Origin of the sequence: Caballeronia sp. LjRoot34, from assembly GCF_964253815.1 — a bacterium.
GTDB lineage: Bacteria > Pseudomonadota > Gammaproteobacteria > Burkholderiales > Burkholderiaceae > Caballeronia.
In genome coordinates this window covers 274,435-295,591 of sequence record NZ_CAXUSB020000001.1, presented here as the reverse complement: position 1 = coordinate 295,591, position 21,157 = coordinate 274,435, and the positions used below count along the sequence as shown (strand labels likewise).

The 21,157-nt window shown below is 61.4% G+C and carries 20 protein-coding genes; 3 read left to right on the top strand and 17 right to left on the bottom strand.

Going from position 1 to position 21,157, the window contains the following annotated elements:
• Positions 1–118: 118 nt before the first annotated feature.
• The 4 genes from nagE to nagA all read right to left on the bottom strand — a co-directional run bounded on the left by nagE (position 119) and on the right by nagA (position 6,713).
• A complete protein-coding gene (gene nagE, locus ACSQ36_RS01360) occupies positions 119–1,885 on the bottom strand; it encodes an N-acetylglucosamine-specific PTS transporter subunit IIBC (RefSeq protein WP_436180665.1) in 1,767 nt (588 codons plus the stop codon).
• 118 nt (positions 1,886–2,003) lie between these two features.
• Positions 2,004–4,595, bottom strand: a complete 2,592-nt coding sequence (gene ptsP, locus ACSQ36_RS01355; protein ID WP_213764763.1) for a phosphoenolpyruvate--protein phosphotransferase — start codon at positions 4,593–4,595, stop codon at positions 2,004–2,006.
• A gap of 14 nt (positions 4,596–4,609) precedes the next feature.
• Positions 4,610–5,617 carry an SIS domain-containing protein gene (locus ACSQ36_RS01350; RefSeq protein ID WP_213764813.1) on the bottom strand — a complete coding sequence of 336 codons (1,008 nt, stop codon included), beginning with the start codon at positions 5,615–5,617 and terminating at the stop codon, positions 4,610–4,612.
• The gene (nagA, locus tag ACSQ36_RS01345) at positions 5,610–6,713 is read right to left on the bottom strand and encodes an N-acetylglucosamine-6-phosphate deacetylase (protein ID WP_436180664.1); all 1,104 of its coding nucleotides are present in this window, start codon (positions 6,711–6,713) and stop codon (positions 5,610–5,612) included. Before nagA ends, ACSQ36_RS01350 begins: the two co-directional genes overlap by 8 nt.
• A gap of 686 nt (positions 6,714–7,399) precedes the next feature.
• Between nagA and ACSQ36_RS01340 the strand changes: the two genes are divergently transcribed.
• Together ACSQ36_RS01340 and ACSQ36_RS01335 are read left to right on the top strand one after the other, a co-directional pair.
• A complete protein-coding gene (locus tag ACSQ36_RS01340) occupies positions 7,400–8,299 on the top strand; it encodes a bifunctional helix-turn-helix transcriptional regulator/GNAT family N-acetyltransferase (RefSeq protein ID WP_436180663.1) in 900 nt (299 codons plus the stop codon).
• 68 nt (positions 8,300–8,367) lie between these two features.
• On the top strand, positions 8,368–8,658 hold the full coding sequence (locus ACSQ36_RS01335; RefSeq protein WP_436180662.1) for a YciI family protein: 291 nt from the start codon (positions 8,368–8,370) through the stop codon (positions 8,656–8,658).
• Positions 8,659–8,755: 97 nt separating this feature from the next.
• Here ACSQ36_RS01335 and ACSQ36_RS01330 read toward each other — a convergent pair whose 3' ends face one another.
• The 5 genes from ACSQ36_RS01330 to ACSQ36_RS01310 form a co-directional block, all read right to left on the bottom strand.
• Positions 8,756–9,355, bottom strand: coding sequence for an SCO family protein (locus ACSQ36_RS01330; RefSeq protein ID WP_436180661.1), 600 nt, complete (start codon positions 9,353–9,355; stop codon positions 8,756–8,758).
• The gene (cyoE, locus tag ACSQ36_RS01325) at positions 9,352–10,257 is read right to left on the bottom strand and encodes a heme o synthase (protein WP_213764758.1); all 906 of its coding nucleotides are present in this window, start codon (positions 10,255–10,257) and stop codon (positions 9,352–9,354) included. The genes ACSQ36_RS01330 and cyoE overlap by 4 nt, the downstream gene beginning before the upstream one ends.
• A gap of 6 nt (positions 10,258–10,263) precedes the next feature.
• Positions 10,264–11,409, bottom strand: coding sequence for a COX15/CtaA family protein (locus tag ACSQ36_RS01320; protein WP_436180660.1), 1,146 nt, complete (start codon positions 11,407–11,409; stop codon positions 10,264–10,266).
• Between the two features lie 24 nt (positions 11,410–11,433).
• The gene (locus ACSQ36_RS01315; protein WP_436180659.1) at positions 11,434–12,090 is read right to left on the bottom strand and encodes an SCO family protein; all 657 of its coding nucleotides are present in this window, start codon (positions 12,088–12,090) and stop codon (positions 11,434–11,436) included.
• 201 nt (positions 12,091–12,291) lie between these two features.
• Positions 12,292–13,047 carry an SURF1 family protein gene (locus ACSQ36_RS01310; protein WP_213764755.1) on the bottom strand — a complete coding sequence of 252 codons (756 nt, stop codon included), beginning with the start codon at positions 13,045–13,047 and terminating at the stop codon, positions 12,292–12,294.
• A gap of 99 nt (positions 13,048–13,146) precedes the next feature.
• Between ACSQ36_RS01310 and ACSQ36_RS01305 the strand changes: the two genes are divergently transcribed.
• Positions 13,147–13,356: a twin transmembrane helix small protein gene (locus ACSQ36_RS01305; RefSeq protein WP_213764754.1), complete on the top strand. Its 210-nt coding sequence runs from the start codon at positions 13,147–13,149 to the stop codon at positions 13,354–13,356.
• A gap of 324 nt (positions 13,357–13,680) precedes the next feature.
• Here the strand turns inward: ACSQ36_RS01305 and ACSQ36_RS01300 are convergent, their stop codons facing one another.
• The 8 genes from ACSQ36_RS01300 to ACSQ36_RS01265 form a co-directional block, all read right to left on the bottom strand.
• On the bottom strand, positions 13,681–14,538 hold the full coding sequence (locus ACSQ36_RS01300) for a cytochrome c oxidase subunit 3 (RefSeq protein ID WP_213764753.1): 858 nt from the start codon (positions 14,536–14,538) through the stop codon (positions 13,681–13,683).
• Positions 14,539–14,622: 84 nt separating this feature from the next.
• Positions 14,623–14,829, bottom strand: coding sequence for a DUF2970 domain-containing protein (locus ACSQ36_RS01295; protein WP_213764752.1), 207 nt, complete (start codon positions 14,827–14,829; stop codon positions 14,623–14,625).
• Between the two features lie 88 nt (positions 14,830–14,917).
• Entirely contained in the window at positions 14,918–15,490 is a 573-nt protein-coding gene (locus ACSQ36_RS01290) for a cytochrome c oxidase assembly protein (RefSeq protein WP_213764751.1), read from the bottom strand.
• Positions 15,491–15,495: 5 nt separating this feature from the next.
• On the bottom strand, positions 15,496–15,636 hold the full coding sequence (locus tag ACSQ36_RS01285) for a cytochrome oxidase small assembly protein (protein ID WP_213764812.1): 141 nt from the start codon (positions 15,634–15,636) through the stop codon (positions 15,496–15,498).
• A 100-nt stretch (positions 15,637–15,736) separates the two neighbouring features.
• Positions 15,737–17,374 carry a cytochrome c oxidase subunit I gene (gene ctaD, locus ACSQ36_RS01280; RefSeq protein WP_213764750.1) on the bottom strand — a complete coding sequence of 546 codons (1,638 nt, stop codon included), beginning with the start codon at positions 17,372–17,374 and terminating at the stop codon, positions 15,737–15,739.
• 89 nt (positions 17,375–17,463) lie between these two features.
• Entirely contained in the window at positions 17,464–19,104 is a 1,641-nt protein-coding gene (gene coxB / locus ACSQ36_RS01275) for a cytochrome c oxidase subunit II (protein ID WP_436180658.1), read from the bottom strand.
• 207 nt (positions 19,105–19,311) lie between these two features.
• On the bottom strand, positions 19,312–19,788 hold the full coding sequence (locus ACSQ36_RS01270) for a DUF2244 domain-containing protein (protein WP_213764748.1): 477 nt from the start codon (positions 19,786–19,788) through the stop codon (positions 19,312–19,314).
• A gap of 307 nt (positions 19,789–20,095) precedes the next feature.
• On the bottom strand, positions 20,096–21,067 hold the full coding sequence (locus ACSQ36_RS01265; RefSeq protein ID WP_436180657.1) for a methyltransferase domain-containing protein: 972 nt from the start codon (positions 21,065–21,067) through the stop codon (positions 20,096–20,098).
• Positions 21,068–21,157: the final 90 nt, after the last annotated feature.

Below are 21,157 nucleotides of genomic sequence, written 5' to 3'. Positions count from 1 at the left end.
GGTCGTCAGGTAAACCAAAGGAATTTGAAACTTGCGAGCCCATCTGCATCAATGGGTTCACTTTGTCAGCGGTTGGGCCCTTGAAGGCCCAACCGCCAACCTCTTGCTACGGCGCGAGTTATGCCGGCAGCGGCGCCGCGCCACCGCCAGAAGACAGACGCTTCGCCATGGTGTCCGCGTAACGTTGCGCTGAATTGCCCACGACAATGTGGAACGTATCTGCCGACACCCAGGCTACGTCGAGCGCCGACAAACGCTGACGATCCACCGACGACGGATCGCGCACCACCACGCGCAGCCGCGTTGCAGCAACAGCATCAAGCGAAGCGACATTGGTCGCACCACCGAACACCGCAAGCCAGCGCACCGGATCGGGGTCCAGCGGACCTTGCTCGCCTGGAGCGACCGCAGCCAAAGGAGCAGCGGCAGGCTTGGACGAAGCCGGCGTTGCACCGCGCGGGGATGAACGTTCGAGTTCGGTGCGGATTTCATCGGAGATGAGATCGGCTTCCGGTCCGATGATGACCTGCACGCTCGTCGCGCCGCGCTTCAACACGCCGCGTGCGCCGATCGACTTCAATTCCGGTTCCGAAACCTTCGCCGAATCCACGACCGAAAGACGCAGACGGGTCGTGCAGGCATCGACGAGCGTCAGGTTCGACGCACCGCCCAAAGCCGCGATGTAGCGTACTGCGCGCGGCACGGTAGCACCGGCTGTCGGGGAAACAAAGCCCGTGTTGTCGTACGATTCGACTTCTGCGTCGGTCGTAGCAGGCTCACGGCCCGGCGTTGCCATGTTGAACTTGCGGATAAAGAAGCGGAACAGTCCGTAATAGACCACAGCGTAGACAATGCCCACCGGAATCGCCAGCCAGCCGCGCTGCGAAAGACCGTAGTTCAGCACATAGTCGATGGCACCGGCCGAGAACGTGAAGCCAAGGTGAATGCCCAACGCGGAACAAATAGCCAGCGACAAGCCCGTCAGCACCGCGTGGATCGCGTACAGCGCCGGTGCGAGGAACATGAAGGTGTATTCGATCGGCTCGGTCACGCCCGTCAGGAACGCGGTCAGGGCCATCGAGAAGAGCAAGCCGCCGACCATTGCGCGACGTTCCTTCGGTGCTTCATGGAACATGGCCAGGCACGCTGCCGGCAAGCCGAACATCATGACCGGGAAGAAACCCGTCATGAAGCCGCCTGCCGTTTTATCGCCGGCAAAGAAGCGATGCAAGTCACCCGTCACCGCTGCGCCGCCGCCCGGGGGCGTGTACGAACCGAACACGAACCATGCAAGCGAGTTGATGATGTGGTGCAGACCCGTCACCAGCAGGATCCGGTTCAGCACGCCGAACACGAACACGCCCAGCGCGCCTGCGCCCGTCAGCCAGCCGCCGGCTGCATCGATAGCCGCCTGGATTGGAGCCCAGACATAGCCAAGTACGATGCCGAGCACCAGACAGGTCACCCCCGTGACAATCGGCACGAAGCGTTTCCCTCCGAAGAACGCGAGGTACTCAGGGAGCTTGATGTCTTTATAGCGGTTATAGAGATACCCGGCCACGCAACCCGCAAGAATCCCCGACAGCACGCCCATGTTGAGCTTGTCGTTGATGTCCTTCATCACCGCGATTTCGATCAGGTAACCGATCGCACCCGCCAGACCGGCCGTACCGTTATTGTCCTTCGCAAAACCGACTGCCACGCCGATGGCGAACAAGAGTGGCAGGTTAGTAAAGATGGTGTCGCCAGCATCGGCGATCATCTTGATGTTGAAGACATCCGGCTGGCCGAGGCGCAATAGCAGCCCGGCCACCGGTAGCACGGCAATCGGCAGCATCAGCGCGCGGCCGAGACGCTGCATTCTTGCAAACAGGTTAGCGTCCATCAGGTTCTCCAGAGATAAGTGTCTTGTCGTTGATCGTGTTGGTACAACATGTTGTCGATCGAAGCTTTTTTTACTAATAAACGCGATAAACGCGAAGGCTGGCTGCCGGACGGACGTGTTAGTCCAGCGGCCAGATTTCGCGGCTTGCTGCTCTTACTGCCTGTGCTGATTCGAGCGCCAAGGCATCCTCAGCGCGCTGACGGCACAGTGGGTAATCGAGTTTGCGCACGAGCGCCTTGATGCCGGGAACCGAAACCGGATCCACCGACAATTCCGTCACGCCCAGTCCCACGAGCAAGGGCACGGCGACCGGGTCACCGGCCAGCGCACCGCACACCCCGACCCACTTGCCGTGTTTCGCCGCGCCGTCCGTTGCTGCCTTGATCAGGCGCAGCACCGCGGGATGCAAACCGTCGGCCTGGGCGGCGAGATCGGCCTGGCAACGGTCCATCGCGAGGGTGTATTGCGTGAGATCGTTCGTGCCAATAGACAGGAAATCCGCGTGTTGAGCGAGTTGATCGGCCAGCAGCGCCGCCGACGGCACTTCGATCATCACGCCCACTTGAATGGGATCGGTCCGGCCAATCTCCGCCGCGAGTTCATCGATACGCTTTCTCAAACGCACGAGTTCGCCGGAGTCGGTGACCATAGGCAGGAGAATGCGCACCGTGCCGAACGGTTGCACCGCGAGCAGACCACGCAACTGGTCGTCGAGGAGATCGGGGCGCACCTGCGCCAGGCGAATGCCGCGCAAGCCCAGCGCCGGATTCGTTTCAGGCGGCAGCGTGAGGTAATCGACTTCCTTGTCCGCGCCCACGTCGAGCGTACGGATGATCGCCGTGCGCCCGTTCAACGCGCCCACGATCGATTGATAGCTGTCCTTATGTTCCTCGGCTGTAGGTGCCGACTGGCGATGAATGAACAACAATTCGGTGCGCAGGAGACCGACCGAGTCCGCGCCGTTATCGACGGCAGTCTTGGCGTCGTCAAGTGTCGCGATGTTCGCCGCGACTTCAATCGTGCGGCCGTCGTGCGTTGCTGCCGCTTCCTGTGACGTGCGCCGGTTCACCTCACGCACGCCCGCGAGACGCTGGCGCTCAAGGCGCGCGCGTTCGACATCGAGTGCAGTGGGCGCGTGCTCCAGCCGACCTGCCGATGCATCCACCACGACCTGCGTCCCGTCGGGGATGGCGTGCAGCGCGTCGCCTACCGCGACCAGGGCCGGAATGCCGATCTGGCGCGCGATGATTGCCGCATGCGACGTCGCGCCGCCGCGTGCCATCACCAGCGCGGTCACGCGCGTACGGTCGAGCGACGACAGGTCGGAGGGGGTGAATTCATCGGCGGCGAGCACGGCTTCGTCGGGCAATTCGCGTGCCGCCGTATTCGTATAACCGAGCGCGCGCAGCACGCGCTTTTCGATATCGCGGAGATCCGACGCACGTTCAGCCAGCAACGTGTCTTCGATAGTCGACAGCAACACGATCTGCGCGCGGATCGCTTCACGCCACGCGAAGCCGGCGCTCTTCCCCAGGCTAATGAGATCGCGCGCGGCATCCAGCAGCGTGGGGTCTTCCAGCAATACACGATGCACCGCGAAAATTCCCGCCTCACCGACCGCACCCCGTTGCGAAGCAGTCCGTACGGTTTCGCCCAGTTCCGCGTCGATGGTAGCAATGGCTTTATCCAGCAGGCGGCTTTCCGCTGCCGATGTACCGGTTGCCTGTTCGGGCGGCGTGATGTCGTTATCGTCCCAGCGCACGAGCTTGCCGACCGCAATTCCCGGCGATGCACACACGCCGGCGATCGTATTCGGATCGAGCGGCTTGCCGGGTTCGCGGACCACCGCGAGCGGCGCGGGAGATTGCGTGCGCGCCGGTTTCTCTTCCACTTCACCATGCGCTTCACGCAGCAATTCCGCCGCGACCGCGTCTACCGCCGCGACCGCTTGCGCGCCCACGCCGAGCAATTCGACCGTCGCGCCTTCGCCTGCGCCGAGTCCGAGCAAACCGACCACGCTTTCAATCGGCGCTTTACGGCCGTTGAAACGGACTTCCACCTTGGCGTCGAAACCACGCGCCGCTTCGCGGGCGCGCGCAGCGGGCCGCGCGTGCAAACCGCCGGCGTGCGCGAGCGTTACGTTGCGGCGCGCTTCATCGGTGAAATTCGAGTCGCTGCGGGCCGCGTCCGCTTTCGCGCCGCCCTTGCCGCGCAGCACGAGCAACTGGCTTTCGCCCGCCGTCAACATGCCTCGGCCAGCGCGCTCGACCACCTCGAACGCGTCGCTATTGGCGACTGCGATCACGGAAACGAGGCTCGGCGCGTTCTGCGCGACGTAGTCGGCGTCGAATTCGATCAGCACCTGGCCGGCGCGCACGCTGGCGCCCTGCTCGACCTTCGGCGTAAAACCTTTTCCGGAAAGCTCGACCGTATCGATACCGATATGAACCAGGATTTCCGCCCCTTGCGGCGTGCGCAAAGTCACGGCGTGATGAGTGCGGGCAAGATGCGTGATGACGCCATCGCAGGGTGAAAGCAACGCACCTGACAGCGGATCGATACCAATACCATCACCGAACATGCCGTCCGCAAACACAGGATCGGGGACATCGGCGAGCGGCACCATCGGGCCGGTGAACGGCGCGAGCAACACGAAATCGTTCGGGTTTTCGGGGGAATGATTCAACAGGGACTCCTCGGCACGGCGCATCGGATGACTCTCGATTAACGGGTTTCGGTGACTTTGGCCAGATGGCGCGGCGCGTCGGGATTACGCCCGCGCGCGGCTGCCAAGGCGTCGGCCATCACATAGAAGGACAGGATCGCGGCGATCGGATCGAGCGCGAAATGGGCGGTCTCGACCAGCGGCAACGTGGCTTCGGGCACATCGGCGGGCGCAGCGAGCAGCACGCGTGCGCCGCGCGCGCGCATGTCGCGGGCGAGCTGGATCAAGCCGGCCTGTTCCGGACCGCGCGGTGCGAACACGAGCAGCGGATAGTCCTCGCCGATAAGCTCCATGGGACCATGCCGCACTTCCGCGCTGGAGAACGCTTCGGCCTGGATGCCCGATGTTTCCTTCAGCTTCAGCGCCGCTTCCTGGGCAATCGCAAGACCGAGTCCACGGCCGATCACGATCATGCGGTCGACGTTTTTCAGTTCATCGACAGCGTGCGACCAGTCGAGCTTGCCCGCCGCGCGCAATGCGTCGGGCAGCGTTTTCAAGGCGTTCAGCAACTCGACGTCTTTCTGCACATGCGCAATCACGATCGCCGAAAGCGACAACATCGCGATATAGCTTTTAGTCGCGGCCACCGACAATTCCGGCCCGGCCAGCAGCGGCAGATTCCACTCGCACGCTTCGGCGAGCGGCGAACCGGGCGCGTTGACGGCGGCCACGGTCAGCGCGCCGGCGGCACGCAACGCCTGCATCGTGCCGATCAGATCGGGACTCTTGCCGGACTGCGAGAACGCCACCGCCAGTTGACCTTTCACGCGCAAAGGGGCTTGCTGCAAGGTCGCAACCGACATGGGCAACGAAGCGACCGGCACGCCGATACGGCTCATGGTCAGGCCTGCGAAGTAACTGGCGGCGTGATCCGATGAACCGCGCGCAACAGTCAACGCAACGTGGCGCGGCTCTTCGGCGAGCCGTGCGGCGAGTGCTTCAATGTGGGAGGTATCGGCGAGCTGGGCGACCACCACTTCGGCGGAGGCCAGTGCCTCGTCAAGCATATTCGACAATTGATTCACCCTCAACATAAGTAGCCGTCAACGCAAGTTCGCGATCGAAAACAACGAGGTCCGCCCACGCGCCACGCGCGATCCGGCCTCTGTCTTCGAGGCCGAGATAATCGGCGGCGTAGCGTGACAGGCGATTGGAAACGTCCGCTATCGGCAAGCCGATGGAGACAAGATTGCGCAGCGCCTGATCCATGGTCAGCGTGCTGCCGGCGAGCGTGCCGTCGGCAAGACGCACGCCACCCATGCACTTCGTGACGTGCTGGCTGCCCAGGCGATATTCGCCGTCGGGCATGCCGGACGCCGAGGTGCTGTCGGTGACTACATACAGGCGCGGAATGGCGCGCAGCGCAGCCCGGATTGCGCCGGGATGCACGTGCAGGAGATCGGGGATCAGTTCGGCATATTCGGCATGCGCGAGCGCCGCGCCGACCACGCCGGGATCGCGGTGATGCAGCGGCGACATGGCGTTGAACAGATGCGTGAAACCACGTGCGCCGTGTTTGAGCGCATTGACGGCGTCGTCGTAAGTAGCGAGCGAATGGCCCACTTGCACGCGCACGCCGCGCGCCGCCATTTCCTGGATCACTTCAATATGCCCGGAGATTTCCGGCGCGATCGTGACCACGCGGATGGGCGCGAGCGACAAGTACTTCAGCACTTCGTCGCGCACCGCAACCGCTGCCGCATCCGGTTGCGCGCCGAGCTTGCCGGGATTGATATACGGGCCTTCCAGATGAACGCCCAGCACGCGGGCGCCACCTGGCGCGCGGCGGATGGATTGTTCGCCGAGGCCCGCGACGACCGCCATGAGTTCGTCGCGCGGAGCGGTCATGGTGGTGGCAAGCATGCTGGTGGTACCGTGCTTCGCGTGCTCGCGTGCAACGGTGGTCGCGGCGTCACCGCCCTCCATGATGTCCGCACCGCCGCCGCCATGCACATGGCAGTCGACGAAGCCCGGCAGGATGTACGGGGCGTCATTGGTCTTCGGGTCCACGCGCGCACCTTCGAGCGCTGTCACCCGTCCGTTTGCGAACTCGACCGAGCCGTATATCCAGCCGTCGGTCGTCAGGATGTTTCCTTTCAGCATGAATCTCTCTCGTGAAACGTACCGCTTGACGTGCATCAGGCGCGTCTGGCGGTGCGCGCTTGCGCATGATGAAGCTCCATCAACCGTCGCACCCGCTGCGAGCAGGCCGGAAGTCGCCGGTAAAACGGTTCCCGGTGACGTCCCGCGATGGCGTTTTTCGCCTCTGGAATTGTTTTGCGACGTCTGTTTCGACGTCTCGCCGGCCCGGTGATGGAGGAACTCTGGCGTCATGCTTAATGCACTGATAACGCAAGAACGGGTCGCCAGCCAGACACCTTGATTGACACTTTGCGACCAATTTTTACGATCATTTGACTGATCGATTGTGCATAAGAATGGTCACGAAGCCGCCATCTTTTGCGAGCCCATTATATAACCAAAATAATACCAGTCAATTTTCAAAATCAATTGGCGCGTCTCGCACAAACTTGTTAATTATCAATAGGTTGAACGTATCTCGAATTGATTTCACGGATGCTTTCGCATCAGTAATTACCCTCGAATTACAGCCCACTTCAATGCTGCTGGTCTACACACTATAGACGCCCGTCGACCGCTGCAAGAGGTGCCGCCGACGCTCTTCTGCACGGTCATACTTTTTATCGGCACAATGGTCTCGATCGATTTGCCGGGGGAAACGGCGAACGGCATAAAAACGAGAGAGCGAGGCGGATATGGACAGTTCCATGAGCAACGGCCTGACGGCGGCGGTACGCCGTTTCCAGTGGTTTTATGCGTGCCATGTCAGGGCGCCGCACGAGTTGGTCGAGCAAAGCGTGCTCTCGCTAACGGAAATGCGCGTGCTGTTTGCTGTCATGCACGCCGGCACGTGCACGGCGGCGGACATCTCGCGCACGCTCGGGCTCGATACCGGCTATCTGAGCCGGATGCTGACGCAATTCGAATGCGCCGGACTGATCGAGAGGCAGCCATTTTCCGGCGACGCCCGCCGCAACCAGGTTTCATTGACCACGACCGGAGAGACGACGCTGGCTGCGCTAAGCACGCACGTGCGCGACGACGTATCGGCCACGCTGGACGCAATGACGCCGGACCAACGCGCGCAATTGCTTGCATCAATGGGTTGTGTCCAGCGCCTGCTCGGGCCCAACGGCGACGCAGCACGCGTTCGGCTGCGCGGTCCGCGGCCGGGTGATTTCGGCTGGATCGTTGAGCGCGAGGCGCAACTCGCCCCCGATGGAATGCAAGCGCAATGTGAGCGGGAAACGCGTACCGCGATTGTCGTAGCGGATTACCTGACCGCACCCGATCCGCTGCGCAATGCGTGCTGGATTGCCGAGCAGGAAGGCGTCAGCGTAGGCGCGAGCCTGCTGATAGGCGCGTCAACCGGGAGTGCACGGCTGTCGGCGTTGTTCATGGAACCGGGCGTGAAGCGAGGCGGTATCGCTCGCCGTTTGATCAACGCGTGCGTGACGTTTGCCACCGAGGCCGGGTATGACCGCATCGTCTGCGCGAGCGATCTGAACCCGGTTCCGGTTGCCCCTCTTCTGCGGCCATTTGGTTTCGAGGAACTAAGCGGCCAGGGCGAATGGGAAAAGCGCTTGAAAGGACCGCGCGCCTTTTAGAGCCTGCGCACCGGAGCGGCCGCGTGGGCTTAATATTGAGGCCCGTTCTCTATCGGTTGAAATCGCCCATGTACGTCATTCATCTGCGCTACACCGGCGCGCTCGCTGAAATCGACGACGCGCTCGACGCTCATCGCCTCTATCTCGAACAGCAGTTCGATGCCGGCGCGTTTATTATTGCTGGGCCCAAAATACCGTGCGACGGCGGCATTATCCTGGCGGCAACCATGGACCGTGACCGGCTCGACGCGATCATTGCGAAAGACCCCTTCTCGCAGCAGCGGCTCGTGCACTACGACATCATCGAGTTCAACGCCACGCGGTTGGCACCGGGACTGAATTTGCCGCAATCGTCGTGAGCGTTGTCGGCGATAGTTTGAGCGGGAATCACCTACGAAAAAGGCCGTTTCAACGTGAGTTGAAACGGCCTTGGCGTCACTATCAGCAAGCGTCCGCTTAATCGAGCAACAACTTCAGATCGTGTACCCACGTATCCACGCCCTGCCCGTCGCGTGCGAACAACCTGAGCCGACCTTGCGGGTCGAATACATAACTCGCGGCCGTGTGGTCCATGGTGTAATCGCCCGCCGCCTTGCCGGGAACCTGCGCGTAATACACGCGAAAATCCTTCGTGATCTTGACGAGTTCGGCCGTGTCGGCGGGACGCAGGCCGATGAACGTCGGGCTGAACGCCGACACATATTCGCCCAGCAACGGCGCTGTATCGCGTGCGGGATCGACGGTGACCATCAGTACCTGAACGCGCTTGCCGTCGTCGCCAAGTTGTTGCAGCGCCTGCGAGAGTTCGGCGAGCGTGGTCGGACAAACGTCTGGGCAATGCGTGTAGCCGAAGAACAGCACCACGGCCTTGCCTTTGAAGTCACCGAGCGTGCGCGTTTTGCCGCTGGTGTCGGGCAACGAAAACTCGCTGCCGAACTGCGTATTGCCCGTGATGTCGAGATTCGTGAACGCCGGTTTGCTGTCGCATCCTGCGAGCAGCGCGGCGGCCAAAACGAATCCCAACCAGACAGCGATTCCCCGAACTGAAAACGTCATAAACCGATCACCGTCCGCACGTAATGATCCACGAGCAGCGCGCCGAACAGCAGCGACAAATACACGATGGAGAACCGAAAGGTCTTGCGCGCGAGGGCATCGGAATATTCACGATAAATCTTCCACGCGTACCCAAGGAAAACGCCGCCAAGCACCACGGCCGACGCCAGATACAGCAGACCGCTCATGCCGGAGATAAACGGCATCATGGTCACGGCAAACAGGATCACCGTGTACAAAAGGATATGCAGGCGCGTGTATTTCTCGCCGTGCGTGTTCGGCAGCATTGGCAAGCCGGCGTTCTCGTAATCCTTCCGCCGATACAACGCCAGCGCCCAGAAGTGCGGGGGTGTCCAGACGAAGATGATCAGGACAAGAATCCATGCGTCCCCGGGCACATGCCCCGTGACGGCTGCCCAGCCAAGCGCCGGCGGCATGGCGCCCGACGCACCACCAATCACGATGTTCTGCGGCGTCGCGGGTTTCAGCAAACAGGTATAGATCACCGCATAGCCAACAAACGTGGCGATTGTCAGCCACATGGTCAGCGCGTTCGTGAACGTGTAGAGCGTCCACATGCCTGCGCCGCCGAGCACCGCTGAAAACAGCAAGATCTGCACAGGCGTGATCTCGCCGCGTGCGGACGGACGCCACGCGGTGCGGCGCATCATTGCATCGATCTTTTGTTCCATCAGGCAGTTGATGGCGAACGCGGCCCCGGCCAGCAGCCAGATGCCCACGGTTCCGCCGATCAGCACAGTCCACGGCACCATGCCCGGCGTGGCCAGGAACATGCCGATGACCGCGCAGAAAACCGCGAGTTGCGTCACGCGCGGTTTGGTCAGCGCAATGTACTGCGAGAGGCGGTTACCGGACGGGGAAATCAGTGTCGTGCTGTCCATAGAAACTCACGGAGCTTGGCGCGGGAGTGATGCGGGAACGGCGTCGCGCGGGGCCGTGGCAGGCGACCCCACAACATGGCCGGGACGGCTGGAGGAGATTCGAAAGTTTACCATAACGAGCAACAGCAAAAGGATGGCCGCCCCGCCGTTGTGGGCCACGGCAACAGGCAGCGGCCACTGCAGCAGGATGTTCGACAATCCCGTCAGGAACTGCACGACGATCACGATCATGATGCCGTTGGCGGGTTTTCTCAACGACTCAAATCGCCGCAGTTTCGCCGCGAGCCACAACGTGTATAGCACGACGACGATCGCAAAGGTCCTGTGGGTCCAGTGAATCGCGACGAGCGCGTCCTGCGAGATGACATCGCCGTCGCCGGTCATCCCGAGCGCCCGCCACAGGTGGAAGCCGTGCTCGAAGTTCATCGGCGGAATCCACGCGCCATTGCACAGCGGGAAGTCCGTGCAGGCGAGCACCGCGTAATTCGTGCTGACCCAGCCGCCCAGCGCAATCTGAACTACCAGCAGCAACAATCCGACTAACGCCGCGGGCAGCCAGCGAGCGGCGGCGGGATCGATAGCGGGAATCGGTGTCTGGCGCGCGGCCAGCCAGCCAAGCGCGCCGAGCAACGCCAGCCCGAGCAACAGATGCGTGGTCACAATCACCGGCTGCAGTTTCATGGTGACCGTCCACGCCCCGAACGCGCCCTGCACCACGATCAGCATCAGGATTCCGGTCGGCCACCAGGGCGATACGTGCAACGGCCGACGCTTGAAACGCGCCGTCCATGCAATCAGAACCTGCGCGATGATCAACACGCCGATAGCCATGGCGAAATAACGGTGGATCATTTCAATCCACGCCTTGCCGATACTCACAGGCCCCGTCGGCATCGCCTGATAGGCGGCGTTAATGGCCGCATGCGCAATAAACGGCGACGACGTGCCGTAACAACCCGGCCAGTCGGGACAACCGAGACCGGAATCGGTCAGACGCGTAAAACCACCGAACATCACGAGGTCGAGCGTCAGGAACGTGGTCAGCCAGACAAGCTTGCGGAATTTGTTGTCGTCGGCTTTCACCCACACATACGAAAGCGGCAACAACGCAATGCAGATGCCGATCAATCCGAGTTGTAAAACGTAAGTCATGCGTGCACTGTCCTCAACTCGTCCTCAACCGATCCGCGACCACTTCAGCAGCTTCGCCAGATCCGCCTTGATCTTCTCCGGCTCCGGATTCTTCGGGAACCGCATCATGAGATTGCCATTGGGATCGACCAGGAAGATATGGTCGGTGAGTTGCGAATCCGCGCCCGCCGGCAGCCACGCCGCCACGGCTTTGGGATCGGCGACCAGCATGCGCGTGTCCGGCTGTGGATAAGCCGTTTGGATCACGCTCGACACCGGTTTGTCATCGGTACGAAGCCAGACGTTGACCACCCGGTCGCGTTCCGCTCCTTGCAGCACGCGCACCTGCCGCATGAAGAAGAGGCGCGTGACGCACTGTTCGCTGCAGTCGCTGCCGTTGACCGTGATCATCAGCCATTTACCGCGCAAGGCGGTGAGCGGCATGGGCTTGCCTTGTTCGTCGGTGACGACGAGTGGGTCGGGAATCGGCCGTTGCGGCTCGATCAGGGCACCGTAGCTCGTGGTGCCACCGGTTGGCTTGACCACGTAGTACATAAAGTAGGACGCGAGGACCGGCGCGGCGCAAACGGCCGCGAGCAGGATCAGCATCCAGCGCCCCTTGTTCCATGAACCGGGCGCGCGTTCCTGCTGCTGGGCGCGCGCCTTGTGAATGGCAGACGCGGACGGTCGGGGAGTTTGCATGGACAAAATGTTGCCTCTATTCGTTTGCGGCATCGCGTACTTCTTTCATGCGATGCGTTCATTCAAGCGCAGGGCGCCTGCTTCATGGCTGCCGGCCGGTCCCGGTGTTGGTCGTGTGCGTCGGCCCATCACTTCCGGTCAAGCCCGCCCGACGCGAACACACGCGTCGTCCTTTACTGGCCCAACCCGTCGATTATTGGATCAGACTTTCCCATCCAGCGTTTCCGGTGCGCCCTGCCCGTCACCGTCCTTCTTCCCTTCGTTCTTCGCCGCGCGCCTTGCCGCGTACAGCCCGAACCCGAGCGCGGCGAGCGCCATACCCCACCATTGCAGCATGTAGCCGTAGTTGGTATCTACGCCCATGGTGGGCGCCGGCCAGTCACGCACCAGCTTGTCACCGCTGTTGTTCAATTGCTGGATCACGAACGGTTGCAGTGGCAAACCCGTTTCGGTGGCGTACGCGGCGACATCGAGATTCTGCCGAATCTTTTGCTGCGCCGCGGAACCGCCGTGTCCGAGTTCGAAAGCCTGCGACGCGTTCGCCCGCGCAACGCCTTCAATCTCGACAACACCTGACGGCGTGTCATACGGCTCAATGCCCGTGCGGTCCGCCAGATTACGCGGCAACCAGCCGCGATTCACCAGGACCACCCCGCCGCCATCAAGCTTAAGCGGCATCACGACGTAGAAACCCGGCTGGTCGTTATAGGGCCGGTTATCGAGATATACAACCCGATCGGGCATGAACGTACCACGCGCCAGCACACGATGAAAATTGATGTCCTTCAGCGCAATCGGCGTCGCGCCCACGCGTTGCACGGGCGCGTTTTCAAACGCGACAATCTGCGCGTTCAACTGCTCTTTCTGATGCGCACGGTCCCGCTGCCAGAAGCCGAGACGCACGGTAACCGCCATGACGATCAAAATGATCAGCGCCGGCCAGAAACGAATTTTCATACCGCATTTCCACCGACGAAAACCTGAACGCCCACGCGGCATGTTACCTGCGGTGCGATAATCGAACCATCGAACTTCCTAGGCCAACTGGCTGTTTTCATGCACATATTCGTTGCCATTGCATTCATTCTCATCATCGCGAGCCTGGGTTCTGCGCTGTACTTCATGATGACCGACAAGGGCAAGACCCAACGTATGGTGTGGTCGCTCGCCATGCGGGTCGGGCTGTCGATCTCGCTGTTCCTCTTCATCCTGTTCGCGCACTGGATGGGCTGGATTCAGTCCACCGGGATTCCGCTCGGACGCTGAGTAACGTCTTTCTTAAGTCTCTTAGGTCTTAAGTTACGTGTGGGTTGGGCCTTCCGGCAGCGCGAAGGTTCGCCCGGGATCGCGGAATACTAGCGGGCCGTTGCACTCAACACTGCGACAAAACCGCGCAGGAAACGCCTTCCTCAACATTCCGCCAAGCCGCGTTCAAAAACAAAACGCCGCCCGAGTCAGGTCGAGGCGGCGCTTTGCAAAGCATCTTTTTCAATCGACTTCTTTCAATCCACTTCAAACCATCCTGCCAGGCCGGACGCGGGTGGATCAATCCACCAACATCCGCCACAGCCTGGACCGTTGCCTGAATACTTACAACCAGTACACGACCACGTACAACCCGAGCCACACCACGTCCACGAAGTGCCAGTACCACGCGGCCCCTTCAAACGCGAAGTGATGCTCCGCGGTGAAGTGCCCGCGAATGACACGCACGAGAACGACGGTGAGCATCGTGCCACCGAGAAACACGTGGAAGCCGTGAAAACCCGTCAGCAGGAAGAACGTGGAACCGTACACGCCCGAAGCCAGCGTCAGGTTCAGTTCGTTGTACGCGTGGAAATATTCATAGCCCTGGCAGAACAAAAAGCATGCGCCAAGCAGCACGGTCGCAGCCAGCCAGATAATCGTTTTCTTCCGATGATTCTCGCGCAGCGCATGGTGAGCAACCGTCAGCGTCGCGCCTGAACTCAGCAGCAGCGCGGTATTGATGGTCGGCAGCGGCCACGGCGTCATGGACCGGAAGTGCGACACCAGCGCGGCAGGACCGTTGTTCGGCCAAACAGCGGTGAAGTCCGGCCAGATCAGCTTGTAATCGAGGCTGCCCAACTCATGCAGCGCGATCTCGCGGGCGTAGAACAACGCGCCGAAGAATGCCCCGAAGAACATCACTTCGGAGAAGATGAACCAGCTCATGCTCCATCGGTACGACAAGTCGACATTCTTGCCGTACATCCCGCCTTCGGATTCCCCAATGGAGTCTCCAAACCAGTGCCACAGCGTGTACAGCAGCCAAAGCAGGCCGATGACAAACGTGATCGGCGCCCATGATTCACCATTGACCCACGACGCCAGCGAAGCCATCGAGATCAGCAGGCCGGTGGCGGCCATGATCGGATGTCTCGACGGGTGCGGGACGAAATAGTACGGGCTTTCGTTTTGACCGCTCATTATTGATTCTCCACTTCGATCCAGTTGCTTGAATTTTTTCTGCCACTGCCGCCGCTTGATCCTTCCGCAGCAACGCCACTGGCGTTATCCCACCACCGCCCGCACCACCACCAGCAACACGACGATAAACAGCGCCGCCCCGATAACCCCGGCCGCGATCAAATGCAGCGGGTTCAACGAGGCATCGCTTTCCAGGTCGCTGCGGCGGCGCACGCCGAAGAACGACCAGAAAACTGCCTTCAGCAACCGGAGAAAGCTGTTCTTCGGCGCCTGCTTTTGTGTTTCAACCATCTCACGTCTCCGTCGCCTGGCGCGGCTTATGTACCACTCTGCGTACCACCGGCTGCCGCGTATTTGCCGGAAAGCGCGGCCTTATGGGCTATATACCGCTTCGCGACACCGACGCAGGCGCGGTCAATTCAAAGAACGTGTACGACAACGTGATCGTTTTCACATCCTTGGGCAGCTTCGGGTCCACCACGAACACCACGGGCATGCGCCGGGTCTCGTTCGGTTTCAACGTCTGCTGCGTGAAGCAAAAGCACTCGATCTTCTTGAAATACTCGGTGGCCTGCATGGGCGCGTAGCTCGGAATGGCTTGCGCCTGAACCGTGCGGGCTTGCTGGTTGGTCACCTCGTACATCACCGTCATCACTTCGCCCGGATGCACGTCCAGCGTGTTCTGTTCCGGCTTGAACTGCAACGGGCCGCGCGCGTTTGCATCGAATTCGATGGAAATCTTGCGGCTCGTGTCGACCTGCGTGTTCCTCGCTTCCCGTGCGCCCACGTCGCGCTGCACGAGATTGTTGATGCCGGTAATCGAGCAGATCGCACGATACATGGGCACGAGCGCAAAACCGAAACCGAACATGGCCGCCGCCACCACAATCAGCTTGACCATCATCGAGCGGTTGAACGCGCGATCTTCCTTGATCTCCTCGGGCGTCGACACGTTCCCTAGCCTCTCGACCGAACGTACTGATCGACGACAACCGCCGCGAAAAACACCGCGGCTACCGCCAGCAGGATCAGGCCAAGCCGCTTGTTGCCCGCGCGAACTTGCTCGGGCGTGCGTTGCTTCTGTGAATTCCGGGTCATCCGTTCAGGCTTTATTCCGCTAGTCATGCGCTTCGCTGTCATTGTCCTGCGTGGCGCGCGTCCCGTTTTTTTGAATCTGAACGGAACGCGCTGCGTGGCTTTACTCGACGTGCGGCGGCTGCTCGAACGTGTGGAACGGAGCCGGGCTCGGCACAGTCCATTCCAGACCTTCGGCGCCGTCCCACGGCTTGTCGCTGGCTTTCTCCAGATCACCGCCACCGCGATACGCCGGCAACGCCACCGCGAACAGGAAGTACACCTGCGCCAGACCGAAACCAAACGCGCCAATCGTCGCAATCTGGTTGAAGTCCGTGAACTGCGCCGGGTAATCCGCATAACGACGCGGCATGCCGGCGAGGCCCAGGAAGTGCATCGGGAAGAAGGTGATGTTGAAGAAGATCATCGACGCCCAGAAGTGGATCTTGCCGCGCGTCTCGTTGTACATCCAGCCGGTCCACTTCGGCGACCAGTAATACCAGCCGGAGAAGAGCGCGAACAGCGACCCCGCCACCAGCACGTAGTGGAAGTGCGCCACCACGTAATAAGTCCCGTGCATCTGGATATCAAGCGGCGCCATGGAGAGGATCAGGCCCGTGAAACCGCCCATGGTGAACACGAACAGGAAGCCGATGGCGAACAACATGGGCGATTCGAAGCTCAACGAACCGCGCCACATGGTGGCGACCCAGTTGAACACCTTAACGCCCGTGGGTACCGCGATCAGCATGGTCGCGTACATGAAGAAGAGCTGACCCGTCACCGGCATGCCGGTGGCGAACATGTGGTGCGCCCACACCATGAACGAGAGAATCGCGATGGATGAGGTTGCGTACACCATCGAGCTATAACCGAACAAAGTCTTGCGCGAGAACGCCGGAATCACCTGCGACACGATCCCGAACGCCGGCAAGATCATGATGTACACCTCGGGATGCCCGAAGAACCAGAAGATATGCTGGTACATCACCGGGTCGCCGCCGCCTGCTGCGTTGAAGAACGACGTGCCGAAGTGGCGATCGAACAGCACCATGGTGATCGCGCCTGCCAGCACCGGCATCACGGCAATCAACAGGTAGGCGGTGATCAGCCAGGTCCAGCAGAACATCGGCATCTTCATCAGCGTCATGCCGGGCGCGCGCATGTTGAGGATCGTCACGACGATATTGATACCGCCCATGATCGACGACGCACCCATCAGGTGGATCGCGAAAATGGCGAAGTCCATGCCCGGGCCCATCTGCGTGGAGAGCGGCGCGTACAGCGTCCAGCCGGCAGCGGTCGCGCCGCCGGGAACGAAGAACGACGTGATCAGCAGGATGGCGGCCACCGGCAGCAGCCAGAAGCTGAAGTTGTTCATGCGCGCGAAGGCCATGTCCGACGCGCCGATCTGCAGCGGAATCTGCCAGTTCGCGAAACCGACGAACGCCGGCATGATCGCGCCGAACACCATGATCAGGCCGTGCATGGTGGTCAACTGGTTGAAGAACTCGGGACGCATGATCTGCAGGCCAGGCTCGAAGAGCTCGGCGCGGATCATCAGCGCCATCACGCCCCCTGAGAGGAACATGATGAACGAGAACAACAGGTACAAGGTACCGATGTCCTTGTGGTTCGTCGCGAATAGCCAGCGACGCCAGCCGTACGGCAGTTCGTGCGCGTGCTCGTCGTGGCCATGACCGTGATCATGAGCGTGGCCATGGTCGTGGCCCGCGGGTACATCGTGTCCGATGCTAGACATGACAATCTCCTAAAGCGAATACTGCGGCACTTGTGCGTACGCTACGCCAGCTTCCTTTCATTCAGATGGAAGCTGGGCGAACGGGTACGTCAGGCAGCCGGACTGATCTCCACACGCCGTGCTTCTCTCGCGTCAGCACCGCCCGTGATCGTTTCCGGCTTCTTCAAAATGATGCGGTCTTCCGCCACGCCCGCGGCCTTCAGCGCGTCGCGAACAGCCTGCGCACGCGTCTTCGCCAATTCGGCGTTCTTCGCGGCGGAGCCGGTTGCGTCGGTGAAACCTGACAGCGTCAGCTTCGCGTCCGGATGAGCCTTCGCGTAATCCGCTGCAGCCTGGACGGCGCTGGCGGCGTCGGCAGGCAATGCATCCTTGCCCGTCTCGAAATACACGCTCGCCGGCAACGCAGCCGCCGGAGCCGAAGCGTCCGACGCCGCGGCAGATGCCGGCGCTGCCGCACTGGCTGCTTCCGAACCACCCGCTGCACCGCTGGCCGCTGCATCCGAACCAGCCGCAGCGCCTGCGCCCGCCAGATGATCGCCGCCTGCGGGCATCTTGCCGTTACGTGCGTCGGCGACTTGCAGGGGTTGCAGGATGTCGCCCGTGTGGTTGCCCCAGGTATTGCGTTCGTACGTGATCACCGAAGCGATCTCGACGTCATTGAGCGTCGCGCCCCAGTTCGGCATCGCGCCCTTGCCCTTCAGCACAATGCTCACGTGGTCCGCGATCGGGCCATTGGCGATCTTGCTGCCATCGAGCGCCGGGAACTGACCAGCGCCCTTGCCGGTCGGCTGGTGGCAGACCGCGCAATTCGACGTATAGACCTGTGCGCCGCGCGCCTTCAGTTCGTCCATCGTGTAGGTCTTGTTCGGATCGTCCGCGCTGGCGGCCATTTTCTTCTTCTGGCCATCGACCCACGCCGTGTAGTCTTCAGCCGACAACACTTCGACCACGACCGGCATGTACGCATGTTCCTTGCCGCACAACTCGGTACAGAAGCCGCGGAACGTGCCGATCTTCTCGGCCTTGAACCACGTGTCGCGCACGAAGCCGGGGATCGCGTCCTGCTTCACGCCGAACGCCGGGACGTACCACGAGTGCACGACGTCGTTGGCGGTGGTGATGATGCGGATTTTCTTGTCGACCGGAACCACGAGCGGATTGTCGACTTCCTGGAGATACAGGTCCGTGATCGGCGTCTGGCCGTTCACTTCGCTACGCGGGGTAGAGAGCGTGGACAGGAAGTTGATGCCTTCGCCCTGCCCCTTCACGTAGTCATAGCCCCACTTCCACTGATAACCGGTGACCTTCACGGTCAGGTCGGCGTTGGTGGTGTCTTTCATGGCGACGACGGCCTTCGTGGCCGGCAACGCCATCAGCACGACGATCACGAACGGGACGATCGTCCAGATGATTTCGACGGTGGTGCTTTCGTGGAAATTCGAAGCCTTGTGTCCTTTCGACTTCCGGTGCATCAGGACCGAATAGAACATCACGCCGAACACGCCGAGAAAAATCACCGTGCAGATGATCAGCATGAACGTATGGAGGCCGTAGAGCTCTTCGGCGATCTTCGTCACCGGCGTCTGGAAGTTAAGTTCGTTAACTGCAGGACCGCCAGGACTGTCGTTGACCGCCAGGGCCGCGCCGGCGAACAGGAGTCCGCTTAACGCCAGCACGCCCGACAGGGCTCGCTTGATTGTTTTCATAGCTTCCTTACCCAAAATTTCCATTCAGACCCTCGACCCCCGTATGCACCCGTCCGACTCATGCATCGCCTCCCCTGGAAACGATCTACTCGGCGGCGCGTGTCGATGCGTGTGCCGCTTTGCTACATACTTCCCGCGTACTTTCCCTCTTGCTTCCCGGTTCCGTGCTTTGCCGCGGAGCGCCGCCAACCGGACATCCTGAATGCGCCCAGCCGGCGCATCCTCAGACTGTCAACCGCAGCGCCTCAGCCATATCCGCAACTCGACGGCGAACTGCTTGCGACGATGCTGCGCCAGATGTATCCCGACCGGCACCGACTCCCCCCGCGACACCAGCTTCACCGGATCTCTCGGTGTTGCCCCCGGCTCGACTCTCACCCAGCGCGGATTGAACTCCCTCTGCGTGAGCGTTTCCGCGTCCATCCGCTCGATCAGCAGCCGGTCGTGAAACAGTAGAATCCGCTCGTAGTCGACAGCATGCCGCGCGTAAATGACGAACGCGATACCGACCGCCAGCAACTCGATACCCGTAAAAGGCAGCACCAGCCAAGCGCCCGCCCACACCAGCAAACTCGCGATCAGCAACGAAAACAGCGCAAGCGACACGTAGAACGCCACGAATTGCCGCGGCGAGACAGAACAGTTCCGCTTGATCAACCAGTCCTTTATGACCGGTTCGGTGTCCATCGGCAGATCCGTTGCTTGCATCGCCGTCTCCCGCGTTGGATTCCCGCGTCAGATTTGTCTCAACCGCGCCGCGTGTTGCTCACGTGCTGCCAGCTTCCTGCACACCTGCGTCACATCTATTCCCGCCGCCAATCACTCAGAATGCGCCCAAAATCATGCCAGCCCGGCGACAAACTGACGCATTATAGGCGCGTTGCCCAGCATCCACAAGCAAGGTGGTGCACGCCGCAAAGCCAAGCCGCACAAGCCTCTGCGCCCTTTTGCCGCATCCTTTTGGATGCGTGTCAACACGCGTGATCGAGGAGTGGGAAAGGCTGTTTTGACTGGTTTACTTGCTCCGTTTTGAGCCTCGTCCTATGTCTTCGAGCCTCACAATACCGTGCCCCTCCGCCGTCATTCGCGGCACTGCCTTCCATGCGTGTCCATAGATCACTTCAAAGGTCAGCGGGATCGTGCCGTCCTCGCGGCGGCGCGCTTCGAGCGCTGCGTGAAGCGCGTCACGCAACGCGCGAGCATGCGTTTGCGGCACAACGTCACGCGGATAAGCACCCCAGCGGCGCACGTCCTTCAGCAGCGATTCCGGCGACTTGTACGTGATCGTCAGCACCTCCTGATCCATCACCGGAATCTCGAAGCCGCTCTCGACCAGCATGTCGCCGAGATCGTGCATATCGACGAACTCGATGGTGTGCCGCTGTGGCGCCAGGCCCAGTGATTTTTCCGCCTGCGCGTACGCGCCGCTGAGCTCTTTCAGCGTGTCGGGACCAAGCGTGCTGAACATCAGAAGGCCGTTCACCTTGAGCACACGCGCCCATTCGGGGAATACGAGGTCGGGCCGCGCATTCCAGTGCAGCGCGAGATTCGACCAGAGCATCTCGAACGCGCTTGCAACAAACGGCAGGTGAGCGAAGTCGCCCTGCGCCAGTTGTGGGCCGCGCGCGCCGAACGCCTTGCCCAGCGTGGCGGGAAGAAACCGGCGCCAGCCGGCGTTGGCTTCGGATTCGGCCATCTCGGCCTGGTTCGCCCGGGCCAGCATAGCCGCCGACAAGTCCATGCCGAGCACCGACGCATCGGCGAAACGCTCGCGCAGGCCGGCCAAGTCGGCGCCCATGCCGCAGCCCGCGTCGAGCACGCGCACGGGCGTTACCTTGATGTAGTCGAGCCGCTCGCGCATGCGCTGCGCGATCTCGCGCGGCAGGAACGCGACGTCGTCGAACGTCGAGGCGCGACGGTCGAAAATTCGCTGCAGACGGCGCGAATCGTAGGCCGGACGGCCAGCGTTGGCAGGAGTTGGGGACATGACAACCTACTTTCTAAGAGTGCGAAGTATACTCGGTCGATTCCTGAAACGTTCAGCCAAACCAGACCGTGCAACGGTTCCGGCCGGTCC